General features: G+C 71.8%; 17 protein-coding genes and 1 riboswitch. Of the genes, 14 read left to right on the forward strand and 3 right to left on the reverse strand.

What is annotated here, in order from left to right; genetic code table 11:
• Positions 1–147: ATP-grasp domain-containing protein (locus A6A08_RS07290; protein ID WP_338013118.1), on the reverse strand; the 147-nt coding region annotated here is incomplete at its 3' end.
• Positions 148–295: 148 nt separating this feature from the next.
• On the opposite strand from A6A08_RS07290, the gene A6A08_RS07295 reads away from it, so the two are divergent.
• The 7 genes from A6A08_RS07295 (at position 296) to A6A08_RS07325 (ending at position 10,438) form a co-directional block, all read left to right on the forward strand.
• Positions 296–1,681 carry an MFS transporter gene (locus A6A08_RS07295; protein WP_073701777.1) on the forward strand — a complete coding sequence of 462 codons (1,386 nt, stop codon included), beginning with the start codon at positions 296–298 and terminating at the stop codon, positions 1,679–1,681.
• A gap of 76 nt (positions 1,682–1,757) precedes the next feature.
• Positions 1,758–3,461, forward strand: a complete 1,704-nt coding sequence (locus A6A08_RS07300; RefSeq protein WP_073701778.1) for a thiamine pyrophosphate-binding protein — start codon at positions 1,758–1,760, stop codon at positions 3,459–3,461.
• Between the two features lie 15 nt (positions 3,462–3,476).
• Positions 3,477–4,706, forward strand: a complete 1,230-nt coding sequence (gene frc / locus A6A08_RS07305; RefSeq protein ID WP_073701779.1) for a formyl-CoA transferase — start codon at positions 3,477–3,479, stop codon at positions 4,704–4,706.
• A gap of 4 nt (positions 4,707–4,710) precedes the next feature.
• Positions 4,711–6,864 carry an acetate--CoA ligase family protein gene (locus A6A08_RS07310; protein ID WP_073701780.1) on the forward strand — a complete coding sequence of 718 codons (2,154 nt, stop codon included), beginning with the start codon at positions 4,711–4,713 and terminating at the stop codon, positions 6,862–6,864.
• Between the two features lie 245 nt (positions 6,865–7,109).
• On the forward strand, positions 7,110–8,720 hold the full coding sequence (locus A6A08_RS07315; RefSeq protein WP_073701781.1) for an Nramp family divalent metal transporter: 1,611 nt from the start codon (positions 7,110–7,112) through the stop codon (positions 8,718–8,720).
• Positions 8,720–9,286, forward strand: a complete 567-nt coding sequence (locus tag A6A08_RS07320; protein ID WP_073701782.1) for a hypothetical protein — start codon at positions 8,720–8,722, stop codon at positions 9,284–9,286. The genes A6A08_RS07315 and A6A08_RS07320 overlap by 1 nt, the downstream gene beginning before the upstream one ends.
• A gap of 84 nt (positions 9,287–9,370) precedes the next feature.
• Positions 9,371–10,438 (forward strand): TerC family protein, encoded by a 1,068-nt coding sequence (locus tag A6A08_RS07325; RefSeq protein ID WP_073701783.1) that lies wholly within the window; start codon positions 9,371–9,373, stop codon positions 10,436–10,438.
• A gap of 139 nt (positions 10,439–10,577) precedes the next feature.
• Here the strand turns inward: A6A08_RS07325 and A6A08_RS07330 are convergent, their stop codons facing one another.
• Positions 10,578–10,892 carry a multidrug efflux SMR transporter gene (locus A6A08_RS07330; RefSeq protein ID WP_073701784.1) on the reverse strand — a complete coding sequence of 105 codons (315 nt, stop codon included), beginning with the start codon at positions 10,890–10,892 and terminating at the stop codon, positions 10,578–10,580.
• Positions 10,893–10,923: 31 nt separating this feature from the next.
• Positions 10,924–10,988: riboswitch (guanidine-III (ykkC-III) riboswitch) on the reverse strand.
• A gap of 350 nt (positions 10,989–11,338) precedes the next feature.
• On the opposite strand from A6A08_RS07330, the gene A6A08_RS07335 reads away from it, so the two are divergent.
• The 7 genes from A6A08_RS07335 to A6A08_RS07365 all read left to right on the forward strand — a co-directional run bounded on the left by A6A08_RS07335 (position 11,339) and on the right by A6A08_RS07365 (position 18,641).
• Positions 11,339–11,740 carry a DUF485 domain-containing protein gene (locus A6A08_RS07335; protein ID WP_073701785.1) on the forward strand — a complete coding sequence of 134 codons (402 nt, stop codon included), beginning with the start codon at positions 11,339–11,341 and terminating at the stop codon, positions 11,738–11,740.
• On the forward strand, positions 11,737–13,422 hold the full coding sequence (locus tag A6A08_RS07340) for a cation acetate symporter (RefSeq protein ID WP_073701786.1): 1,686 nt from the start codon (positions 11,737–11,739) through the stop codon (positions 13,420–13,422). The genes A6A08_RS07335 and A6A08_RS07340 overlap by 4 nt, the downstream gene beginning before the upstream one ends.
• A gap of 451 nt (positions 13,423–13,873) precedes the next feature.
• Positions 13,874–14,890: a sensor histidine kinase gene (locus A6A08_RS07345; RefSeq protein WP_073701787.1), complete on the forward strand. Its 1,017-nt coding sequence runs from the start codon at positions 13,874–13,876 to the stop codon at positions 14,888–14,890.
• Complete coding sequence (locus A6A08_RS07350; RefSeq protein WP_073701788.1) at positions 14,887–15,714, forward strand: LytTR family DNA-binding domain-containing protein; 828 nt, start codon at positions 14,887–14,889, stop codon at positions 15,712–15,714. Before A6A08_RS07345 ends, A6A08_RS07350 begins: the two co-directional genes overlap by 4 nt.
• Entirely contained in the window at positions 15,711–16,100 is a 390-nt protein-coding gene (locus A6A08_RS07355; protein ID WP_073701789.1) for a hypothetical protein, read from the forward strand. Before A6A08_RS07350 ends, A6A08_RS07355 begins: the two co-directional genes overlap by 4 nt.
• Positions 16,097–17,749 (forward strand): cation acetate symporter, encoded by a 1,653-nt coding sequence (locus tag A6A08_RS07360; protein WP_073701790.1) that lies wholly within the window; start codon positions 16,097–16,099, stop codon positions 17,747–17,749. The genes A6A08_RS07355 and A6A08_RS07360 overlap by 4 nt, the downstream gene beginning before the upstream one ends.
• 103 nt (positions 17,750–17,852) lie before the next feature.
• A complete protein-coding gene (locus A6A08_RS07365) occupies positions 17,853–18,641 on the forward strand; it encodes a hypothetical protein (protein ID WP_143181707.1) in 789 nt (262 codons plus the stop codon).
• Between the two features lie 51 nt (positions 18,642–18,692).
• Here the strand turns inward: A6A08_RS07365 and A6A08_RS07370 are convergent, their stop codons facing one another.
• Positions 18,693–19,466, reverse strand: coding sequence for a DUF4239 domain-containing protein (locus A6A08_RS07370; protein ID WP_073701792.1), 774 nt, complete (start codon positions 19,464–19,466; stop codon positions 18,693–18,695).

Here is a 19,466-nt window from a genome sequence, read left to right on the forward strand (position 1 = left end):
GACCTGCGCCTTGACGACGACCTTCCGGCCGATCCGGCCCGCCGCCAGGCGGACCTGCTCCGGGGTGTTGGCGACCTCGCCCTCGACGAGGGGGACACCGTACTCACCGAAGATCTGTTTGGCCTCGTACTCGTAGAGATCCACCACTCCTCCTCATCCTGCTTCGCTCGCCCCTTTCCAGTGATACGCCATACTGTATGCAGTATGCAATACCCGCTCCTTCGGTCGCTTGTGCCCGCACACCCCTTCACAAGGCGAGGCGCGCTTTGCATACTGCATACAAGGAGGTGTCGCCATGCCCCAGGAGCCAACACGACACCACACCCCCACAGACGTCCGTGACTGGCGGGGCCGGAGGTACACCGTCGGCCCCACCGCCCGGGAACTGACCGGGCTGCCCCGGTCCGTCCTCCTCATCCGCGCCCTCGTCGCCGTCGCGGCGGTCGGCGTGCTCCAGTTCGGCTACGGAGCCGCCGTACCCGCCCTGGTCGGGGCGCACGGCTGGTCTCCCGCCCAGGCGCTCGCGCCGTTCCTCGTCTGGGCCCTGGTCCAGGGCTCCCTCGCGCCCGCGCCGCGCTGGCTCCGGGCCCGGGGGCTGCTGGGGCCGGGCCCCGCGATCTGCGCGGGAGCCCTCCTGTGCGGCGCCGCCCTGTTCTCACTCGGCCACCTGGCGAGCCCGGTCGCCGCGGTACTGGGCTACGGCGTCCTCGGCGGCGCGGGGGCCGGGCTGGTCTACCACTCCTGCGCCGACCTGGTCGGCGGCTGGTTCCCGGACCGGCACACCGTACGCCTCGGCGTCGTGGGCGGCGCCTTCGCCCTGGGCGCGGTCCCCCTGCTGCCCGCCGCCGCGCTGGGGCTCTCCCCCGACGTGCTCCCGTCGGCCTCCACCGCCCTCGCCGCGGTGGTGGCCGCCCTGGGCGTGGCGGGCGGCGCGGGCCAGCGCGGAGCCCCGGAGCGGTGGTGGCCGCCGGGCAGCGACCCGTGCGCGAGCGCGCTGCGCAGGCGCGCCGATCCTCCGGCCGCAGGGGACTTCAGCATGGGCCAGGCCTGGGCGAGCGGACGCTCGCTGCCCGCCCTGCACGCGGTGGTGGCGCTGTCCGGCACAAGTGCCCTGTTCACGCTCGCCGCCCTGCCGACGGTCCTGCTCGGCCTCGGCCGATCCCCCTCGGAGGTCGCCGCCGCGGTCACGGCCCTCGCCCTGGCCAGCGGCCTGGGGAGACTGGCCGCGAGCGCCGCCGCCGAGCGGACGGGGAGGCGGCGGACCCTCGCGCTGCTGATGGCCGCGACCGCCCTCGGGCTGGCCGCGCTGGCCGCCGCGGCCCCCGCCGGCCCGGTGCAGCTGCTCGTCCTCCTGTCCCTGGTGGTCGGCGCGGGCACCGGCTCCTGCTATCCGCTCACCCGGGCGATCACCGAGGGGCACTTCGGGTCGCAGAGCGCCCCGGGCCTCCAGAGCCTCGTCCACGGGTCCAAGGCGGTCGGCGGGCTGCTGGGGGTGGGCGGGGCCGCGGCGGTCCTGTCCCTGGCCCCCGTCGGCACCCATGCCGCCTTCCTGGCCGCGGCGGGCGTCCTGCCCGCGGTGGCGTCCGTCCTGGCGGCCCGGCTGCGCCGCCCCCTGCCGGTCCGGACCCTTCCCCGGCGAACGAGGGTCTGGACAGCGGCACCGCGCCGTGCTCCAATGTGACGTACACGGTATACAGTATCCCACCAACAAAGACCCACCGTATCCCGGAACCCGCACGAAAGGGGTCGTCGCACCGATGGCCGAGAAGGCAAGCACCGAACCCAGCAGCGACACGACCACGATCTCCGGCGGCCACCTGGTGGCCAAGGCGCTCAAGGCCGAAGGCGTCGACACCATCTTCACGCTCTGCGGCGGACACATCATCGACATCTACGACGGCTGCGCGGACGAGGGCATCGACGTGATCGACGTCCGCCACGAGCAGGTCGCCGCACACGCCGCGGACGGCTACGCCCGGATCACCGGCAAACCCGGATGCGCCGTGGTGACCGCGGGCCCCGGGACCACGGACGCGGTCACCGGCATCGCCAACGCCTACCGCGCGGAGAGCCCGATGCTGGTCATCGGGGGCCAGGGCGCCCTCAGCCAGCACAAGATGGGCTCCCTCCAGGACCTGCCGCACGTCGACATGATCAACCCGATCTCCAAGTTCGCGGCCACCGTGCCGCACACCGAGCGGGTGGCCGACCTGGTCTCGATGGCCTTCCGCGAGGCCAACAGCGGCGCGCCCGGCCCGTCCTTCCTGGAGATCCCGCGCGACGTGCTGGACGCCTCGGTACCGCTGGAGAAGGCGCGCATCCCGGCCGCGGGCCGCTACCGCGCCAGCACCCGCCAGGCGGGCGACCCCGCCGACATCGAGCGGCTGGCCGAGCTGATCGTGCGCTCGGAGCGGCCCAGCATCCTGCTCGGCAACCAGGTGTGGACGACCCGGGCCACCGAGTCGGCCACGGACCTGGTCCGCTCCCTCACCATCCCCGCCTACATGAACGGCGCGGGCCGGGGCACCCTGCCTCCGGGCGACCCCCACCACTTCCAGCTCTCCCGGCGCTACGCCTTCACCAACTCCGACCTGATCATCATCGTCGGCACGCCCTTCGACTTCCGGATGGGCTACGGCAAGCGCCTCTCCCCCACGGCCACCGTGGTGCAGATCGACCTCAACTACGCCACCGTCGGCAAGAACCGGGACATCGACCTGGGGATCGTCGGCGACGCCGACGTGGTCCTGTCCTCGGTCCTGCAGGCCGTCTCGGGCTACGGCGACACAGGGGCGCAGGGCCGCAAGGCCTGGCTGGAGGAGCTGCGCAACCAGGAGCAGGCGGCGCTCGACAAGCGCGCCCACCTGCTCACCTCCGACTCCACGCCGATCCACCCCTACCGCCTGGTCAACGAGATCAACCAGTTCCTCACCGAGGACTCCATCTACGTCGGCGACGGCGGCGACGTCGTCACCTTCTCCGGCCAGGTGGTCCAGCCCAAGGCGCCGGGCCACTGGATGGACCCGGGGCCGCTCGGCACGCTCGGCGTCGGCGTCCCGTTCGTGATGGCCGCCAAGCACGCACGGCCCGACAAGGAGGTCGTCGCCCTGTTCGGCGACGGCGCGTTCAGCCTGACCGGCTGGGACTTCGAGACCCTCGTCCGGTTCGACCTGCCCTTCGTCGGGATCATCGGCAACAACTCCTCGATGAACCAGATCCGCTACGGCCAGATCGCCAAGTACGGCGCCGACCGCGGAGAGATCGGCAACACCCTCGGGGACGTGCGCTACTCGGAGTTCGCCCGGATGCTCGGCGGCTACGGGGAGGAGGTCCGGGACCCGGCCGGGATCGCCCCGGCCCTGCGCCGCGCCCGCGAGTCCGGAAAGCCCTCACTGATCAACGTCTGGATCGACCCCGAGGTGTACGCCCCGGGGACCATGAACCAGACGATGTACAAGTAGCCCGGAAGGAGAGTCATGGGCAAGGCACTCGACGGAATCCGCGTCCTGGACATGACCCACGTCCAGTCCGGACCGTCCGCGACACAGATCCTCGCGTGGATGGGCGCGGACGTCGTCAAGCTGGAGGCTCCCTCCGGGGACATCACCCGGCGCCAGCTCCGGGACAAGCCGGACGTGGACAGCCTCTACTTCACGATGCTCAACTCCAACAAGCGCAGCATCACCCTGAACACCAAGAGCCCCGAGGGCAAGCGGATCTTCCTGGACCTGGTGCGCCGCAGCGACGTGCTGGTGGAGAACTTCGCACCCGGGGCGCTGGACCGGATGGGCTTCACCTGGGAGGTGCTGTCCGAGACCAACCCCCGCCTCGTCTACGCCTCGATCAAGGGCTTCGGGCCGGGCGCCTACGCCGACTTCAAGGCCTACGAGGTGATCGCCCAGGCCATGGGCGGCTCGATGAGCACCACCGGGTTCGAGGACGGCCCCCCGCTGGCCACGGGGGCGCAGATCGGCGACTCGGGCACCGGGATACACACGGTGGCCGGCATCCTCGCCGCCCTGTACCAGCGCGTCGGCACCGGCCGCGGCCAGCGGGTCCAGGTCGCCATGCAGGACTCGGTGCTCAACCTGTGCCGCGTCAAGCTGCGCGACCAGCAGCGGCTGGCGCACGGCCCCCTCTCGGAGTACCCCAACGACGAGTTCGGCGACGAGGTCCCCCGCTCGGGCAACGCCTCCGGCGGCGGCCAGCCCGGCTGGGCCGTGCGCACGGCCCCCGGTGGCCCGAACGACTACGTCTACGTCATCATCCAGCCCGCCGGCTGGGCCCCCATCGCCCGGCTGATCGGCCATCCCGAACTGGCCGACGACCCCGAGTGGGCGACCCCCGAGGCCCGGCTGGACAAGCTCGACAAGGCCTTCTCCCTGATCGAGGAGTGGTCACAGGAACTGCCCAAGTGGGACGTCCTGGCCGCGCTGAACGAGCACAACATCCCCTGCGGGCCGATCATGTCCACCCGGGAGATCATCGAGGACTCCACCCTGCGCGAGAACGGGGTCGTCACCGCGGTCGAGCACCCCGAGCGCGGCACCTACCACACCGTGGCCTCCCCCATCCGGCTCTCGGACTCGGCGGTGGAGGTCGTGCGCTCCCCGCTGCTCGGTGAGCACAACGCCGACGTCTACGGCTCCGAGCTGGGCCTGTCCCCCGAGGAACTGGCCGAACTCGCATCGAACGGAGTGATCTGAAGGTATGGCCGTCTACACCCCCGAACGTTCCGACCGCGACCGTGCCTCGGTCCGCGAGGTACTCGACCGCGCCAGGGCCGAGGGCCGGACCGCGCTCACCGCCCCCGAGGGCCGCGTCCTCGCCGAGGCCTACGGCATCCCCGTGCCCGGCGAGGCGCTGGCCCACAGCGCCGAGGAGGCCGCCGCCCTCGCGGCGGAGCTGGGCCTGCCCGTGGCGGCCAAGATCGTCTCCCCCGACATCCTGCACAAGACCGACGCCGGAGGCGTGGAGATCGGCCTGGACAGCGCCGACGCGGTCGCCGCCGCCTTCGAGCGCATCACCGCCAACGCCCGCGCCCACGACCCGGACGCCCGGATCGACGGCGTCCAGATCCAGCAGATGGTCGGCGGCGGAGTGGAGGTGCTCGTCGGTGCCACGACCGATCCCACGTTCGGCAAGGTGGTGGTGTTCGGTCTCGGCGGGATCCTCGTGGAGGTCCTCAAGGACGTCGCCTTCCGGCTCGCGCCGCTCACCCGCGAGGAGGCCCTCGCCCAGGTCGACGACATCCGGGCGGCCGAGGTGCTGTCCGGGGTGCGCGGGAGCGAGGCCGTGGACAAGGGCGCCCTGGCCGACCTCCTGGTCCGCCTGTCCGACCTGGTCTCGGACTTCCCCGAGATCGCCGAGGCGGACCTGAACCCGGTGTTCGCCTCCGCCTCCGGGGCGATCGCCGCGGACCTGCGCTTCGTCCTCGACTTCTCGCCGGCCGAGGGGCCCCGCACGTTCTCCCGGGAGGAGATCCTGGCCTCCATGGAGCGCATCTTCAAGCCGCGCTCCATCGCGATCATCGGCGCCTCCAACGAGGCGGGCAAGATCGGCAACTCCGTCATCAAGAACATCGTGGACGGCGGGTACGAGGGCGAGGTCCACCCGGTCAACCCCAAGGCCGCGGAGGTCTACGGGCGCGCCTCCCACGCCTCGATCACCGACGTGCCCGGCGACGTGGACGTCGCGGTCTTCGCCATCCCCGCCAAGTTCGTGGCGGGCGCGCTGGAGGAGGCCGGGCGCAAGGGCGTGGCGGGCGCGATCCTCATCCCCTCCGGCTTCGCCGAGACCGGCGAGCAGGAGCTCCAGGACGAGGTGCTCGCCGTGGCCCGGCGGCACGGCGTCCGCCTGCTCGGCCCCAACATCTACGGCTACTACTACACGCCGCGGAAACTGTCGGCGACCTTCTGCACGCCCTACGACGTGGCGGGCGGGACCGCCCTCACGTCCCAGTCCGGCGGTATCGGCATGGCGATCCTGGGATACAGCCGCAGCACCCGCACGGGTGTGTCGGCGATCGTGGGAGTGGGCAACAAGGCCGACATCGACGAGGACGACCTGCTCACCTTCTTCGGGCAGGACGAGAACACCAACGCGATCGCGATGCACCTGGAGGACCTCAAGGACGGCCGCGCGTTCGTCGCCGCCGCCCGCGAGGTCGTTCCCAAGAAGCCCGTGGTGGTGCTCAAGGCCGGGCGTACCTCGGCCGGGGCGCGTGCGGCCGGGTCGCACACCGGCGCGCTCGCGGGCGACGACAAGGTCTACGACGACGTCCTGCGCCAGGCGGGCGTGGTCCGCGCGCCCGGCCTGACCGAACTGCTGGAGTACGGCCGCGCCCTGCCGGTCCTGCCCGCACCGACCGGTGAGAACGTCGTCATCATCACCGGCGCCGGCGGGTCCGGAGTGCTGCTGTCGGACGCCGTGGTGGACAACGGCATGTCGCTGTACGAGATCCCGCCGGACCTCGACGAGGCCTTCCGCGCCTTCATCCCGCCCTTCGGCGCCGCCGGGAACCCGGTGGACATCACCGGGGGCGAGCCGCCCTCCACCTACGAGAAGACCATCCGGCTGGGTCTGGAGGACCCCCGGGTCCACTCCCTGGTCCTGGGCTACTGGCACACGATCGTCACCCCGCCGCTGGTCTTCGCCGACGTGGTGATCGACGTGGTGAGCAAGGCCAGGGCCGCCGGGATCGACAAGCCGGTCGTCGCCTCGCTCTCGGGCGACACCGAGGTCGAGGCCGCCAGCCAGAGGCTCTTCGACCACGGGATCGTCGCCTATCCCTACACCACCGAGATGCCCGTGAAGGTCCTGGGCGCCAAGTACCGCTGGGCCCGCTCCGCCGGAGTACTCTGACCGGGCGCCTGGTCGGAGCACGGGCTCCGGCCAGGCCGTTCCCCTTTTCCCGCACACCACGAACCCGACGGCCCGGAGCCGCCGCCACAGGGCCGTCGGGGGCAGCCACCGCGACGGCAGCCACGCGCCGCGCCGCAGTGACCCCTCGTCCGCGCCGAGCAGAGAGGAAGGTGCCAGCACCACCCGGGGGCGCCATGCGAACAACCGATCTCGCATCCGCACATCCCACACAGGGAGTTCCACCCATGGATTCCTCGCACCCCGAAAGCGGTGACACCGCGGCCTCGACCGGCTCCGGCACCCGACGTCCCCACATCCCCGCACAACGGCAGGCGCCTCCCCCCGAGGCGGACACGAATCCCCCGAACCCCCCGACCTCCGCGGCGGACACCGCCGGGAGCGCGCCCCATGAGGAGGAGCGCTTCTGGAAGGCGGGCCGGCTGGAGCCGATGCCCATCCGGCGCCTGCCCAAGGCGCCCCCCTCGATCCACATCCTCGGCCCCACCGTGTTCCTCGTCGCCCTCGGAGTGGGCATGGGCGAGTCCTACATGTGGCCGAGGCTGGTGCTGGTGTTCGGCCCCGAGATCCGGTGGCTCTTCCTGGTCGGCGTCACCCTGCAGGCCGTGGTCATGCTGGAGATGTCCCGCTACGCGATGGCCACCGGGGAGAGCATCTTCTACGGGGCGGCCCGCGTCTTCAAGCCGCTCATGTGGTTCTTCTTCGTCACGGCGATGCTGGTCTACATCTGGCCGGGCCACCTGTCGGCGGGCGCCTCGGCGTTCGAGAGGGTGACCGGGATCCCCTGGCAGTTGACGGCGGTGACGGGGATGCTCCTCGTCGGCGTGGTCTTCACGTTCGCGAAGGTCATCTACAACCTGCTCGAGAACGTGCTGTCGATCTGTATCGGCCTGCTGGTGGTCGGCAGCGCGGTGATCGCGGCGATCGTGGGCAACCTGTCCGACCTGACCTCCACCCTCACCGGGATGTTCGCGTTCGGCTACCTCCCGGCCGAGGCCACGACGGCGCTCTGGTTCCCCGTGATCGTCGGGTCCATCGCCTTCGCCGGACCATCCGGCATGCAGCAGATGTGGTACACCCTGCACCTGCGCGACAAGGGCGCGGGCATGGGCTCGCACATCCCCAAGATCCGCGGTCTGAGGCACGCCGACGAGCAGGAGACCATGCCCTCGCGCGGCTTCATGTTCGACACCTCCGACGCCGAGGAGATGGAGAAGTGGAGGGGCTGGCGGCGCTGGGTCTCCTTCGACGCCCTGGTCCTGTTCTGGGGCATCACGATGCTGGTGACGATCTCCTTCACCGTGCTGGCCCAGTCCGCGGCACGCTTCGACCCGAACGTGACCCAGCTGCTCCGCGAGGGCGACCGCAACGCCGCCCTGGACGCCATGGCGGCCTCCTTCTCGGCGGCCGGCAGCCCGGTCCTGGGCACGGTGTTCTTCTGCTTCATCGCGCTCATCGGGCTCAACGCCACGCTGGGGCTGTTCGACTCCTTCTCACGCGGCCAGGCCGACATGACCTTCAACTTCGTGCCGGGCGCCAAGAAGGTCGGCATGTCGAAGCTGTACGCCATGTTCCTCTGGGGCCTGATCATCTTCGGCATCTGCATCCTGCTCTTCGGCCCGGCCGACGGACCGGCGGCGATCCTGGACGTGCTGGCCTTCCTGTCGGCGTTCGCGATGGGCGCCTACTGCGTGGTGCTGCTGCTGGTCAACAACATCACGCTGCCCAAGCCGATCCGGCCGGGGATCCTCTCCAACCTCATCATCGGCTTCGCCGCGGTGTTCTACCTCGGCGCCCTGTTCTACTCGCTGTTCGCCTTCGGGGTCGTGATCGACTGATGGGAGCCCCGGACACCCTCCCCGCGGGGAGGCCCCTCCTCGACCACGTGGAGGTCGCCGTACCAGGCGCGGCGATCGGTCCGGTGGCGGGACTGTTCGCCGCGGGCGTCGGCGTGCTGGCGGGGCTCCCCCTGGGGGTCACCCTCACCCTCGCGGTCGCGCTGGGAGGACCCGTCGCACTCCTGGGCGGCGGATACTGTGTGCTGCTGGCACGCGGCGTCTTCTCCATCGGCGCGGTGGCCCCCCTGGCCCTGTACTGGCTCGTGGGGTTCCCCCTCGTCCGCCTCCTCGACTCCTACGCCGTGGCGCAGGCGGTCGGAAGCGACACCGTGCTGGGTGAGCCGCTACTGTCCTTTCTTGCGCTGCAAGCCATGCTGAGCTTCGGGTTCACCATCGGGTTCCTGTGGTTGCACGAGCGGATCGCACCGCGCTGGCTGCTGCGCATCCGCGGTCACAACCCCGTGGCCGCGGCACTCGTCGAGCGCTACATGGAACACGCGGACCACCTCAACCGGCGGCGCGGGCCCCAGCATCCCCGCCGCAAGTCCCCCCACACCTCCCCCTGACCACCGCGGTGACGCCTGCGGAGCGGCCCGACCGCCGCTCCGCGGGCACCACCGTGCCCGAACGAGCACCTGGAGCAAGAGAACGTGGACATTCACCCCTGGGTCTGGGCCGTCACCATCACGACCCTGCTGGCCGTGATCGCGGTCGACTTCGTCATCATCGCTCGAAGACCCCATGAGCCGTCGATGCGGGAGGCCGCGGCCTGGATCGGCGTCTACGTCTCCCTCGCCGTCGTCTTCGGTGTCGGGCTCGGCTTCCTCAGCACCCCGGCCCAGAGCCTGGACTTCTTCACCGGCTGGATCGTCGAGTACTCGATGAGCGTCGACAACCTGTTCGTCTTCATCCTGATCCTGGGGTCGTTCGCGGTCCCGCCCAAGCACCGCCAGAGGGTCCTCCTGGTGGGGATCGCGCTCGCGCTGCTGTTCCGCGGCCTCTTCATCGCCCTGGGCGCCGCGGTGGTGAACGCCTTCGCCGGCGTCTTCTTCCTGTTCGGTGCGTTCCTGCTGTTCACGGCGTGGAAGCTGATCGCCGACTCGGGCGACGACGACGAGGAGTACAAGGAGAACGCGGCGGTGCGGCTGGTGCGGCGCCTGCTGCCGACCACCGACAAGTACCACGAGGCGAAGCTGACCGTGCGGCTGGACGGCAGGCGCGTGGTCACGCCGATGCTGCTGGTGATGATCGCCGTCGGGCTCACCGACATCCTGTTCGCCCTCGACTCCATCCCCGCCATCTTCGGCATCACGCAGGAGCCCTACCTGGTCTTCACGGCCAACGCCTTCGCCCTGATGGGCCTGCGCCAGCTCTACTTCCTCATCGGCGGCCTGCTGACGAAGCTCGTCCACCTCAACAAGGGCCTGGCCGTGATCCTGGGCTTCATCGGCCTGAAGCTGGTCCTGCACGCCCTGCACGAGACCACCGACTGGCACGTGCCGGAGATCGGCACCCTGACCTCGCTGCTCGTCATCATCGCCACGCTCGCCATCACGACGGTGACCAGCCTGGTCAGCAGCCGCAGGACCGCGGCCGTCAAGGCCGCCGAGGCCGCCGGGGTCGCCGGGGTCGCCGCCGAGCCCTCCGGCGGGGCCGAGGACGCCGCCGGGGCGCAGCCCGATGACGACGACGAGCTGAGGACACGAGTACACAGATGACCTCGGGCTCCGGCGGAGCACCCCCGCGCCGAGGCGGAGGGAATCCGCGTCGCGGCCCCGGCGGAACCCCCTCCGCCGGGGCCGCCCGCCGTCGGCTCCCGGTCCGGGGCCCGGGGCCGTCCCCGGCCCGGCCGCGGGGTCAGTGCAGGAGCTTGAGCCCGACGACGCCCGCGACGATGAGCAGCAGGCACAGCGCCTTGGGCACGCTGAACCCCTCACCGAGGAAGAACATGCCCACCAGGGCGGTGCCGACGGCGCCGATCGCCACCCAGACCGCGTAGCCGGTCCCGACGGGGATGGTGCGCAGCGCGTAGGCCAAGCCGGCCATGCTCATCACCAGGGTGGCCCCGAAGGCCACCGACGGCCACAGGCGTGTGAAGCCCTGGGACGCGCTGAGCGCGGTCGCCCACGCGGTCTCCAGGAACCCCGAGATCACCAGGACGATCCAGGCCATGATCCGTACCTCCACATGACGTGTGTGCGACAACGCGCCGTCTTGTCGTCACCGGGTACGGCGCACCTCGTCCGGGGTCTCACGGATCGCGCCCGCGCGGCCCGGCCGCGCGGGCGGTGATGCTGCGCAAGGTACAACGGCCCGCGGCGGCCGTGCCTTCCGGGGTGGCGTGAGGCCCTCCCCACCGGCCGTCGGCGGTACGGACCTGTGCCCCGGCGGCGGGCCCGGGCACCAGCGGGGGAACCGCTCGGCGACCGTTCACCGCTCCGTCCGACCGCTCACCGAGCGCTGGGCGACCGTTTGACGCTCCTCCTCCGCGTTCGGCGCGCGTGGACACGCACCCCCTCCTGTGACGGAGTGCCCCTCCTTACAGTGCCGAGTAACGCACGTCACACCGGCGAAACATCGTCTTCACCGGCTGCCCGCCGATCCCCCCGGAGGTTTCCATGTCACCAGACAGACCCACGAAGGACCCGACACCACCCCCCGGTGGCAACGGAGGAGATGAGACGCCCATCGCGCGTGAGGACTACGTCGCGATGCACAGCGACCCGCGCTTCGTCGAGCTCAAGAAGCGCCTCTACGCCTTCGTCTTCCCCATGAGCATCGCCTTCATGGCGTGGTACCTGCTCTACGTGCTGATGTCCGCGTTCGGCCGCGACCTCATGGGCGTCGTGCTCTTCGGCAGCGTCAACGTCGCGCTGCTCTTCGGCATCCTGCAGTTCGTCTCCACCTTCGGGATCGCCGTCGTGTACACGAACTACGCCCGCCGCAAGCTCGACTCGCAGGCGGTCGAGCTGCGCGACGAGCTCCACCACGGAGCGACGGACAAGGAGGGCGGCCGATGATGCTCGCACAGGAAGCGGTCGGGACGGTCAGCGACAGCAGCCGTATCGTCACCATCGTCCTCTTCGTCCTCATGATCGCGGCCACGCTCGGCGTCACCGTCTGGGCCAGCCGCAACACCCGCTCCGCGACCGACTTCCACTCGGGCGGCCGCGGCTTCTCCCCGCTCCAGAACGGCCTGGCCATCGGCAGCGACTACATGTCGGCCGCGTCCTTCCTGGGCATCGCCGGCATGATCTCCCTGTTCGGCTACGACGGCTTCCTGTACTCCATCGGGTTCCTCGTCGCCTGGTTGGTCGCCCTCCTGCTCGTCGCGGAGCTGCTGCGCAACTCCGGCCGCTACACCATGGGCGACGTGCTGTCCTACCGGATGCAGCAGCGCCCGGTCCGGACCGCGGCCTCGGTCTCCACGCTCGTGGTGTCGATCTTCTACCTGCTGGCGCAGATGGTCGGCGCGGGCGCGCTCATCGCCCTGCTGCTGGGCATCCAGCCCGGCCAGACCTTCCTCGGCATGGACGCCCCCACCGCCAAGATCGTCGGTATCGTGGTCATCGGCCTGCTGATGACGGTCTACGTGACCTTCGGCGGCATGAAGGGCACCACCTGGGTGCAGATCATCAAGGCCGTCATCCTCATGGCCGGCGCCGCGCTGCTCACGCTGCTGACCCTGTCGCTGTACGGGTTCAACCTCGGCGCCCTGATGAGCGACGCCGCCAGCGCCAGCGGCCAGGAGGGCTTCCTGGAGCCCGGCCTGCGCTACGGCGTGGAGGTCGCGGGCGACCCGGTGCAGACCATGTGGAACAAGCTGGACCTCATCAGCTTGGGCATGGCCCTGGTGCTGGGCACGGCCGGCCTGCCCCACATCCTCATCCGCTTCTACACCGTCCCCGACTCCCAGAGCGCCCGTAAGTCGGTCAACTGGGGCATCGGCCTCATCGGCACCTTCTACCTGATGACCCTGGTGCTGGGCTTCGGCGCGGCGGCCATCGTCGGCCACGAGGCCATCACGGCCCAGAACGCGGCGGGCAACACGGCCGCCCCGCAGCTGGCCCAGGCCGTCGGCGAGACCATCGGCGGCGAACTGGCGGGCTCGGTCCTGCTCGCGCTCATCGCCTCCGCGGCCTTCGCGGCCATCCTGTCCACCGTGGCGGGCCTGGTCATCGCCTCCTCGTCCTCCATCGCGCACGACTTCTACAACTCGGTCCTGCGCAAGGGCAGGGCCACGGGCGCCGAGGAGGTCAAGGTCGCACGGCTCGCCGCCCTGGGCGTGGGCGTGGTCGCGATCGTCCTGGCCGTGTTCGCCCAGAACCTCAACGTGGCCTTCCTGGTCGCGCTGGCGTTCGCGATCGCCGCCTCGGCCAACCTGCCGACCCTGCTGCTCAGCCTGTTCTGGAAGAGGTTCAACACCGCCGGCGCCCTCGCCGGCATCTACGGCGGCCTGATCAGCGCCGTGGGCCTGGTGTTCTTCTCGCCGGTGGTCTCCGGCAGGGAGACCGCGCTCATCCCGAACGCGGACTTCGCCTGGTTCCCGCTGCCCAACCCGGCCCTGGTGTCGGTGCCGATCAGCCTCCTGTGCGCGGTCGTCGGCACGCTGATGTCCAAGGAGCGCGACTTCGACAAGTTCGCGATGCTCCAGGTCCGCGCCCTGACCGGTGCCGGCGCAGAGAAGGCGGCCAAGCACTAGGCGGTGTTCTTCAGGACCTCCGCTTCGCTTCGGTCCGTGTTCGGGCGCCCGAAGAGCGGGAACCCTCGGTGCCCACGGCAGCCCCGCGGGCGCCCGAACACCCCTCATGGGCTGAGATCCGGTTCGAAGAACAGGCCCCAGGCACCATGAGCTCGGGGCGGCCATCGGTGGCCCACTCACCCGGGAGGGCACTTCCGCTCCCGGCGCGGCCACCGCCCCGAGCCCCTCACCGGGCCCGTCATCCCTCCCGGCTGACGGGCCCGGCCCCTTTGCGCCCCGGCCGGGGAGCGGACACTCCCCCGCATCACGACTGGAAAGGTGACCCACACCACGTGAGCGTCGACACAGGCTGCTGGGATAGGGTCGTTCCGTGTCATATCGGTGGCTGTCGCGGATGTCCCCCTCCCGGCGCCGCCCAGCGTCGTCGGCGCAGCGGGCGAGCGTCGAGTTGATGCGCCAGGTCCACTCCCTGGGCATCGACCTCCAGGACGGGCTGCACGGCAGGAAGGTGCCCTCGGCCGCCCGGCGGCTGCGCCGGCTCCTGGCCGTGGACGGCGTCGTGCTCGCCGATCTGGACGGTCCGGTCGCCGTGGACGGCAGGCAGCCCGACCCGCAGGAGTCCGAGGGGCTGCTCGCCCAGGTCTTCGAGTACGGCAGCAACGCCCGCGCCCGCCTGGCCGACGGGACCTCGGTGTGCGCGGTCCCCCTGACCGTGGACGACGAGCTGGCCGGCGCGCTGGTGGCGTCGGGCGACCCCGTGGAGGCCGACGTGGAGGCGGCCGCCGCGCTGGTGTCGGACTGCCTGGACCACGCGGCGCTGCGCCGGGCACGCGCGCGCATCGCCGCCGCCGACCTGCGCACGCTCCGGGCGCAGATCTCCCCGCACTTCATGCACAACGCCCTGGCGGTGATCGCCGCGCTGGTGCGCACCGACCCCGACCGCGCCCGCCACCTGCTGTCGGACTTCGCCGACTACCTGCGCTACGGCTTCTCGGAGAAGGGCGACTACGCGACGCTCTCCGAGGAGCTGGAGGCCACGCAGACCTACCTCGAACTGCAAAGGGCCCGCTTCCACGACCGCCTGGACATCACCGTGCGGATGGCGCCGGAGGTACTGCCGGTGGCCATCCCCTTCCTGGTGGTGCAGCCGATCGTGGAGAACGCGATCCGGCACGGCCTGGAGCGCAAGGAGGGCCGCGGCCACATCAGCGTCTCGGGCTTCGGCGAGGGGCCGCTGTGCGTGATCGAGATCGAGGACGACGGGGTCGGCATGCACCCCGACCTGGCCCGCTCCCTGTTGGCCGGCACGGGGCCGGAGTCGCGCAGCGTCGGCCTGGCCAACGTGGACCAGAGGCTGCGCGCGGTCTACGGACCCGAGTACGGTCTGGTGATCGAGACCGCGCTCGGCGAGGGAACGAAGGTGACCGTGCGCGTACCCAGATTCACCAGGGGGGTGGTGGCGCAGTGAAACCCGAACTGCGGGTGCTGGTGGTCGAGGACGAGGCGTCCACCCGCCAGGAGATGGCGTCCCTGCTCGGAGACATGCCCGAGGTGGCGGAGGTCCTCGTGGCCGACAACGGCGCCACGGCGGTGCGGCTGCTGGGGACCACCACGATCGACGCGGCGTTCCTGGACATCCTCATGCCCGGCCTGGACGGCATGGACGTGGCCAGGGTGCTGAGCGTGCTGTCGGAGCCGCCGTCCATCGTGTTCGTGACCGCCTCCGAGACCCACGCCGTGGAGGCGTTCGGCATCGGCGCCGTGGACTACCTGCTCAAGCCCATCCGCCCCGAGCGCCTGGCCGAGGCCGTGGGCCGCATCGCCCAGCTGCGCCGCCCCAGCGGCGACGCCCCGCCCGCCGAGGACCTGCACGTGGTGCAGATCGACACGGGCAGGCGCACGGTGTTCGTCAAGCGCGACGACGTGCAGTTCGTGGAGGCCCAGGGCGACTACGTGCGGCTGCACACCGCCGACGGCAGCCACCTGATCCGCCTGTCGCTGTCGTACCTGGAGGAGGTGTGGGCCTCGGCGGGGTTCGTCCGGGTCCACCGGGGATACCTCATCGCGATCCCGTGGGTGCGGGACCTGCGGGTGACCTCCTCCTCCGGCCTGGTGGCGGGCACCCCGGCCGGGGACGTGCCGGTGAGCCGCCGCCACGGCCGCCACCTGCGCGCGCAGCTGCTGGAGGCGGCCCGCCGCGACCAGCTCGGCCGGTCCGCGAACGCGCAGGGTCCCCCCGCGTCCCGGCCCCGTGACGGTGAGGGAGAGCAGTCCTCCCGGCAGGCGCCATGAGTCCGCGCCGGGAGAAGCTGACCAGCCCGCAGACCCGGATCGCGCTGGCCCGGGGCAACCGGCCCGCGCAGCACCTGCTGCCGATACCGGAGCCGGTGGACACCGAGGCGGCGCGCAGGCTCTTCCGCGCCCAGCGACGGACGGCCGCGCGCACGGTGGCACTGCTGTCGGTGCTGCTGTTCGGGATGAGCGGCGCGTTCGCGGCCTTTCCCGTGCTCGGGCAGATCCGGGCGGGCGGGGTCCCCCTGTCGTGGCTGCTGCTGATGGTGGCGGCCTACCCCCTGCTGTTCGCGCTGGCCCTGTGGCACGTGCGCTCGGCCGAGCGCATCGAGGAGCGGGCCGAGCGGGAGCGCCCGGGCTCCGGGAGCGGGGAGCAGAAGCGGTGATCTCGGTCCTGGCGATCGGGCTGGTCGTGGTCACCAGCCTGGTCATCGGTGTCTACGGGGTACGCGCGGCCCGCTCGACCTCGGACTTCCTCGTGGCCTCGCGGCGGGTGTCCCCCACCTGGAACGCGATGGCGATCGCGGGGGAGTACCTGTCGGCCGCCTCCGTGCTGGGCCTGGCCGGGCTGGTGCTCAAGAACGGCCTGGGCACCATGTGGTACGCGGTGGGTTTCGCCGCGGGCTACGTGGCGGTGGTGGCGCTGGTGGCCGGGCCGATGCGCCGGTCGGGCGCTTTCACCGTGCCCGACTTCGCCGAGTACCGGCTGGGCGCGCCGCGCCTGCGCAAGCTGTGCGGATGCGTGGTGCTGGTGATCATGCTGCTGTACCTGGTGCCCCAGTTCAAGGGCGCCGGTGTGGTGCTGGCTCTGGTCAGCGGCACGCCGTACTGGGTGGGGGTGCTGCTCGCCGGGCTGGTGGTGAGCGGGTCGATCGCCGCGGGCGGCATGAGGTCGGCGACCTACGTGCAGGCCTTCCACTACGTCGTCAAGCTGGTCTTCCTCGCCGTCCCCGCGATCTACCTGGTGGTGCACTCCAGCCCGCACACCCGCTCGGAGGCGCTGACCCCGGAGCGGGGCACCCACTTTCCCGAGGCGACCCCGGTGGAGTTCACCGTGGGAACCCGGTTCAGCCTGGACGAGCCGGTGACGGTGACCGTCCCGGACGGCGGGGAGGTGGAACTCGCCGCCGGTGAGCACATCGCGGACGCGGGCACCGAGTACGTCTTCCCCGAGGGGGCGACCATCCCGCGGCCGGAGGGGCTGCCGGAGCTGGGCGGTGAGCGGTGGAGCACGCCGCTGCTGGACGTGGGCGGCTACCCGTTGTTCGAGACGTGGTCCGCCCTGCTGGCGATCACGCTCGGCTGCATGGGCCTGCCGCACGTCATCATGCGCTTCCACACGAGCCCCACGGCGCGGACCGCGCGCAGGGTGGCGGTGGGGGTGATCGCCCTGCTGGGGATGTTCTACCTCTTCCCGGCGGTGTACGGCCTGCTGGGCCGGGTGCTCACACCGCACCTGGTGCTGCTGCAGGGCACCGACACGGTGGCGGTGGTGCTGCCCGAGCAGGCGGTACCGGGAACGGTGGGCGCGGTGCTGGCGGCGCTGGTGGCGGCGGGCGCGTTCGGCGCGTTCCTGTCCACCTCCTCCGGACTGCTGCTGGCCCTGGCGGGCGGACTGTCGCACGACCTGTTCCAGGGAAGCGTGCCGCGGCTGCGCCTGGCGGTGGCCGTGGGGGCGTGCGTGGCCGTGCTGCTGGCGCTGCCCGCGCAGATGACCGACATCAACGTGCTGGTGGTGTGGGCGTTCACGGTGGCGGCCTCCACGTTCAGCCCGCTGCTGGTCCTGGGGATCTGGTGGCGGAGGCTGACGCTGCCCGGAGCGGCCTCGGGGCTGGTCGTGGGCACGGTGACCGCGACCGGCGCGGTGGGATGGTCGATGCTGCTCCCCACCGCGGGGGGATGGACGTCGGTACTGCTGGCCCAGCCCGCCGCCTGGACCATCCCGCTGGCCTTCGCGACGATGATGCTGGTCTCCCGGCTGACGCGTCCGCCGGACTGGGCCGAGCACGCGGTCCTGCGGCTGCACTCGCCCTGAGGACGTGGTCCCGGGGACGAGGGGCCCGCCCGGGGCCTTTCCGCACACGGCTCCGCGACCACACGGAATCACTCCGCGTACCGGCGTGGATACGATGGGCGACATGCTCCCCTCGCGTCGTGTCCCGCCCGTCCTGCTGGCCCTGAGCGCGCTCCTGCTCACCTCCGGCGCCCCGTCCGCGCTCGCCCTGGAGGGCGGTCCGCCGACCGCCCCGCCGGAGGTGGGCGCGGTTCCGTCCCCGGACGTACGCGGGGAGGGTGCGGGCCCGGACGTGGCCGTGGGCGGTACGGGACCGGGTGTCGGCGTGGACGGCGCGGCCCCGGACGTACGCGTGGACGGTACGGGTCCGGGCGTGGCCGTGGACGACGGGACCTCCAGTGTGGAGGTGGGCCCCGCCGGGGTCCGGGTGAGGATGTCCGGCGCGCTGGTCGAGGTCGTCCCGGAGTCCTACGTCCTGGTGTGCGCGAACGGTGTGCGGGTGGTGGTCCGCAGGGGCCAGGCGCCGCCGTGCGAGCCGCGGCCCGGGGCACCGGAGCAGCCCGCTCCCCCGTCGCCCGAGGTGCCCGCTCCCGCGGAACCGGTTCCGGAGGCCCCCGAGGAGCCCGGGGAGGCGCCGCCCGGGTCGGCGGCCCCGGGCCAGGAGCCCCCGGCCGTCCCGGCGGACCCCGGCCGGGAGCGCGCGACCGACCCCGTGGAACCCTCCCCGTCCCCGTCCGCCCCGCCCGTCGTGGAGGAGGCGGCCGGGGAGCAGGTGCTGGCGGACATGTCGTCGTCCTCGGCTCCGCGGGCGGCCGGATCCTTCACGCCGATGCGCACCATGGTGGTGCTCATGGTCGTCATCGCCGTGGCCGCCTCGGGCGCGGGCCGCGCCGCCGCGCGCTCCGCGAACTGACCGGCGCGGGGCCGGCCGTTCGCGAGCACGGGAAACGGCTTCTCCGGCCCGTCACCGGGAACCGAGCGCGGCGTCGGTCCGGTCGAACCCGGCCAGCACCTCCTGGATCGCGCCCGCGTCGTGGGCCAGGGCGCCGTTGAACGGGTTGCCCAGGTAGAACAGCAGCAGGATGGTGGCGAAGACGAACGCCAGGTTGGCCGAGGCCCAGAAGTAGGCCACGGACGAGCCCCGCCGGATCATGGCGAACGGCAGCACCGCCACGGCGATGGCGGACAGGGCCGCGATGGCGTTCAGGACGGAGGGGATCCCGTCCCCCGCGGCGTCGGCGCGCTCGATGCGCGCGTCGCTGAGCTCGGCGAGCTCCTGGCGCGCGGTCAGGCGGTCCAGGCCGTCACCGGTGTCGGACACCGACAGCTCCCGCACGGACGCGGCCAGGTCGGCGAGCTCCTCCTCGCCCTCGGAGCTCAGCTCGCCGCCGTCGCGCATCAGCGGCCAGTCCTCCTCCACGACGGTGGTCATGTACGTGCGCAGCTGCTCGCGCACGGCCTCCGCCTCGTCCTCGGGGAAGGCGGCGGTGCTCCAGTACAGCGACTCGGCCGCGCCCACCTCGGCGGTCAACCCGTCGCCGGCCCCGGTGAAGTCCTCCCAGCCGATGACCACCCCCATCGCCGCCGACGCGAGGTAGAGCGCGAGCACGCAGGGAGCGACGACGACGCTGACGGCTCCCCCCGAGGACTCGTCGTCGACGCGGAACCTGCCCACTGCCAGCAGAGCGCCGCCGACCATGGCGATCAGGACGGTGAGAACGAGGAGCAACGTCAGCAT

The organism is Nocardiopsis sp. TSRI0078, assembly GCF_001905145.1.
Taxonomy (GTDB): domain Bacteria; phylum Actinomycetota; class Actinomycetes; order Streptosporangiales; family Streptosporangiaceae; genus Nocardiopsis.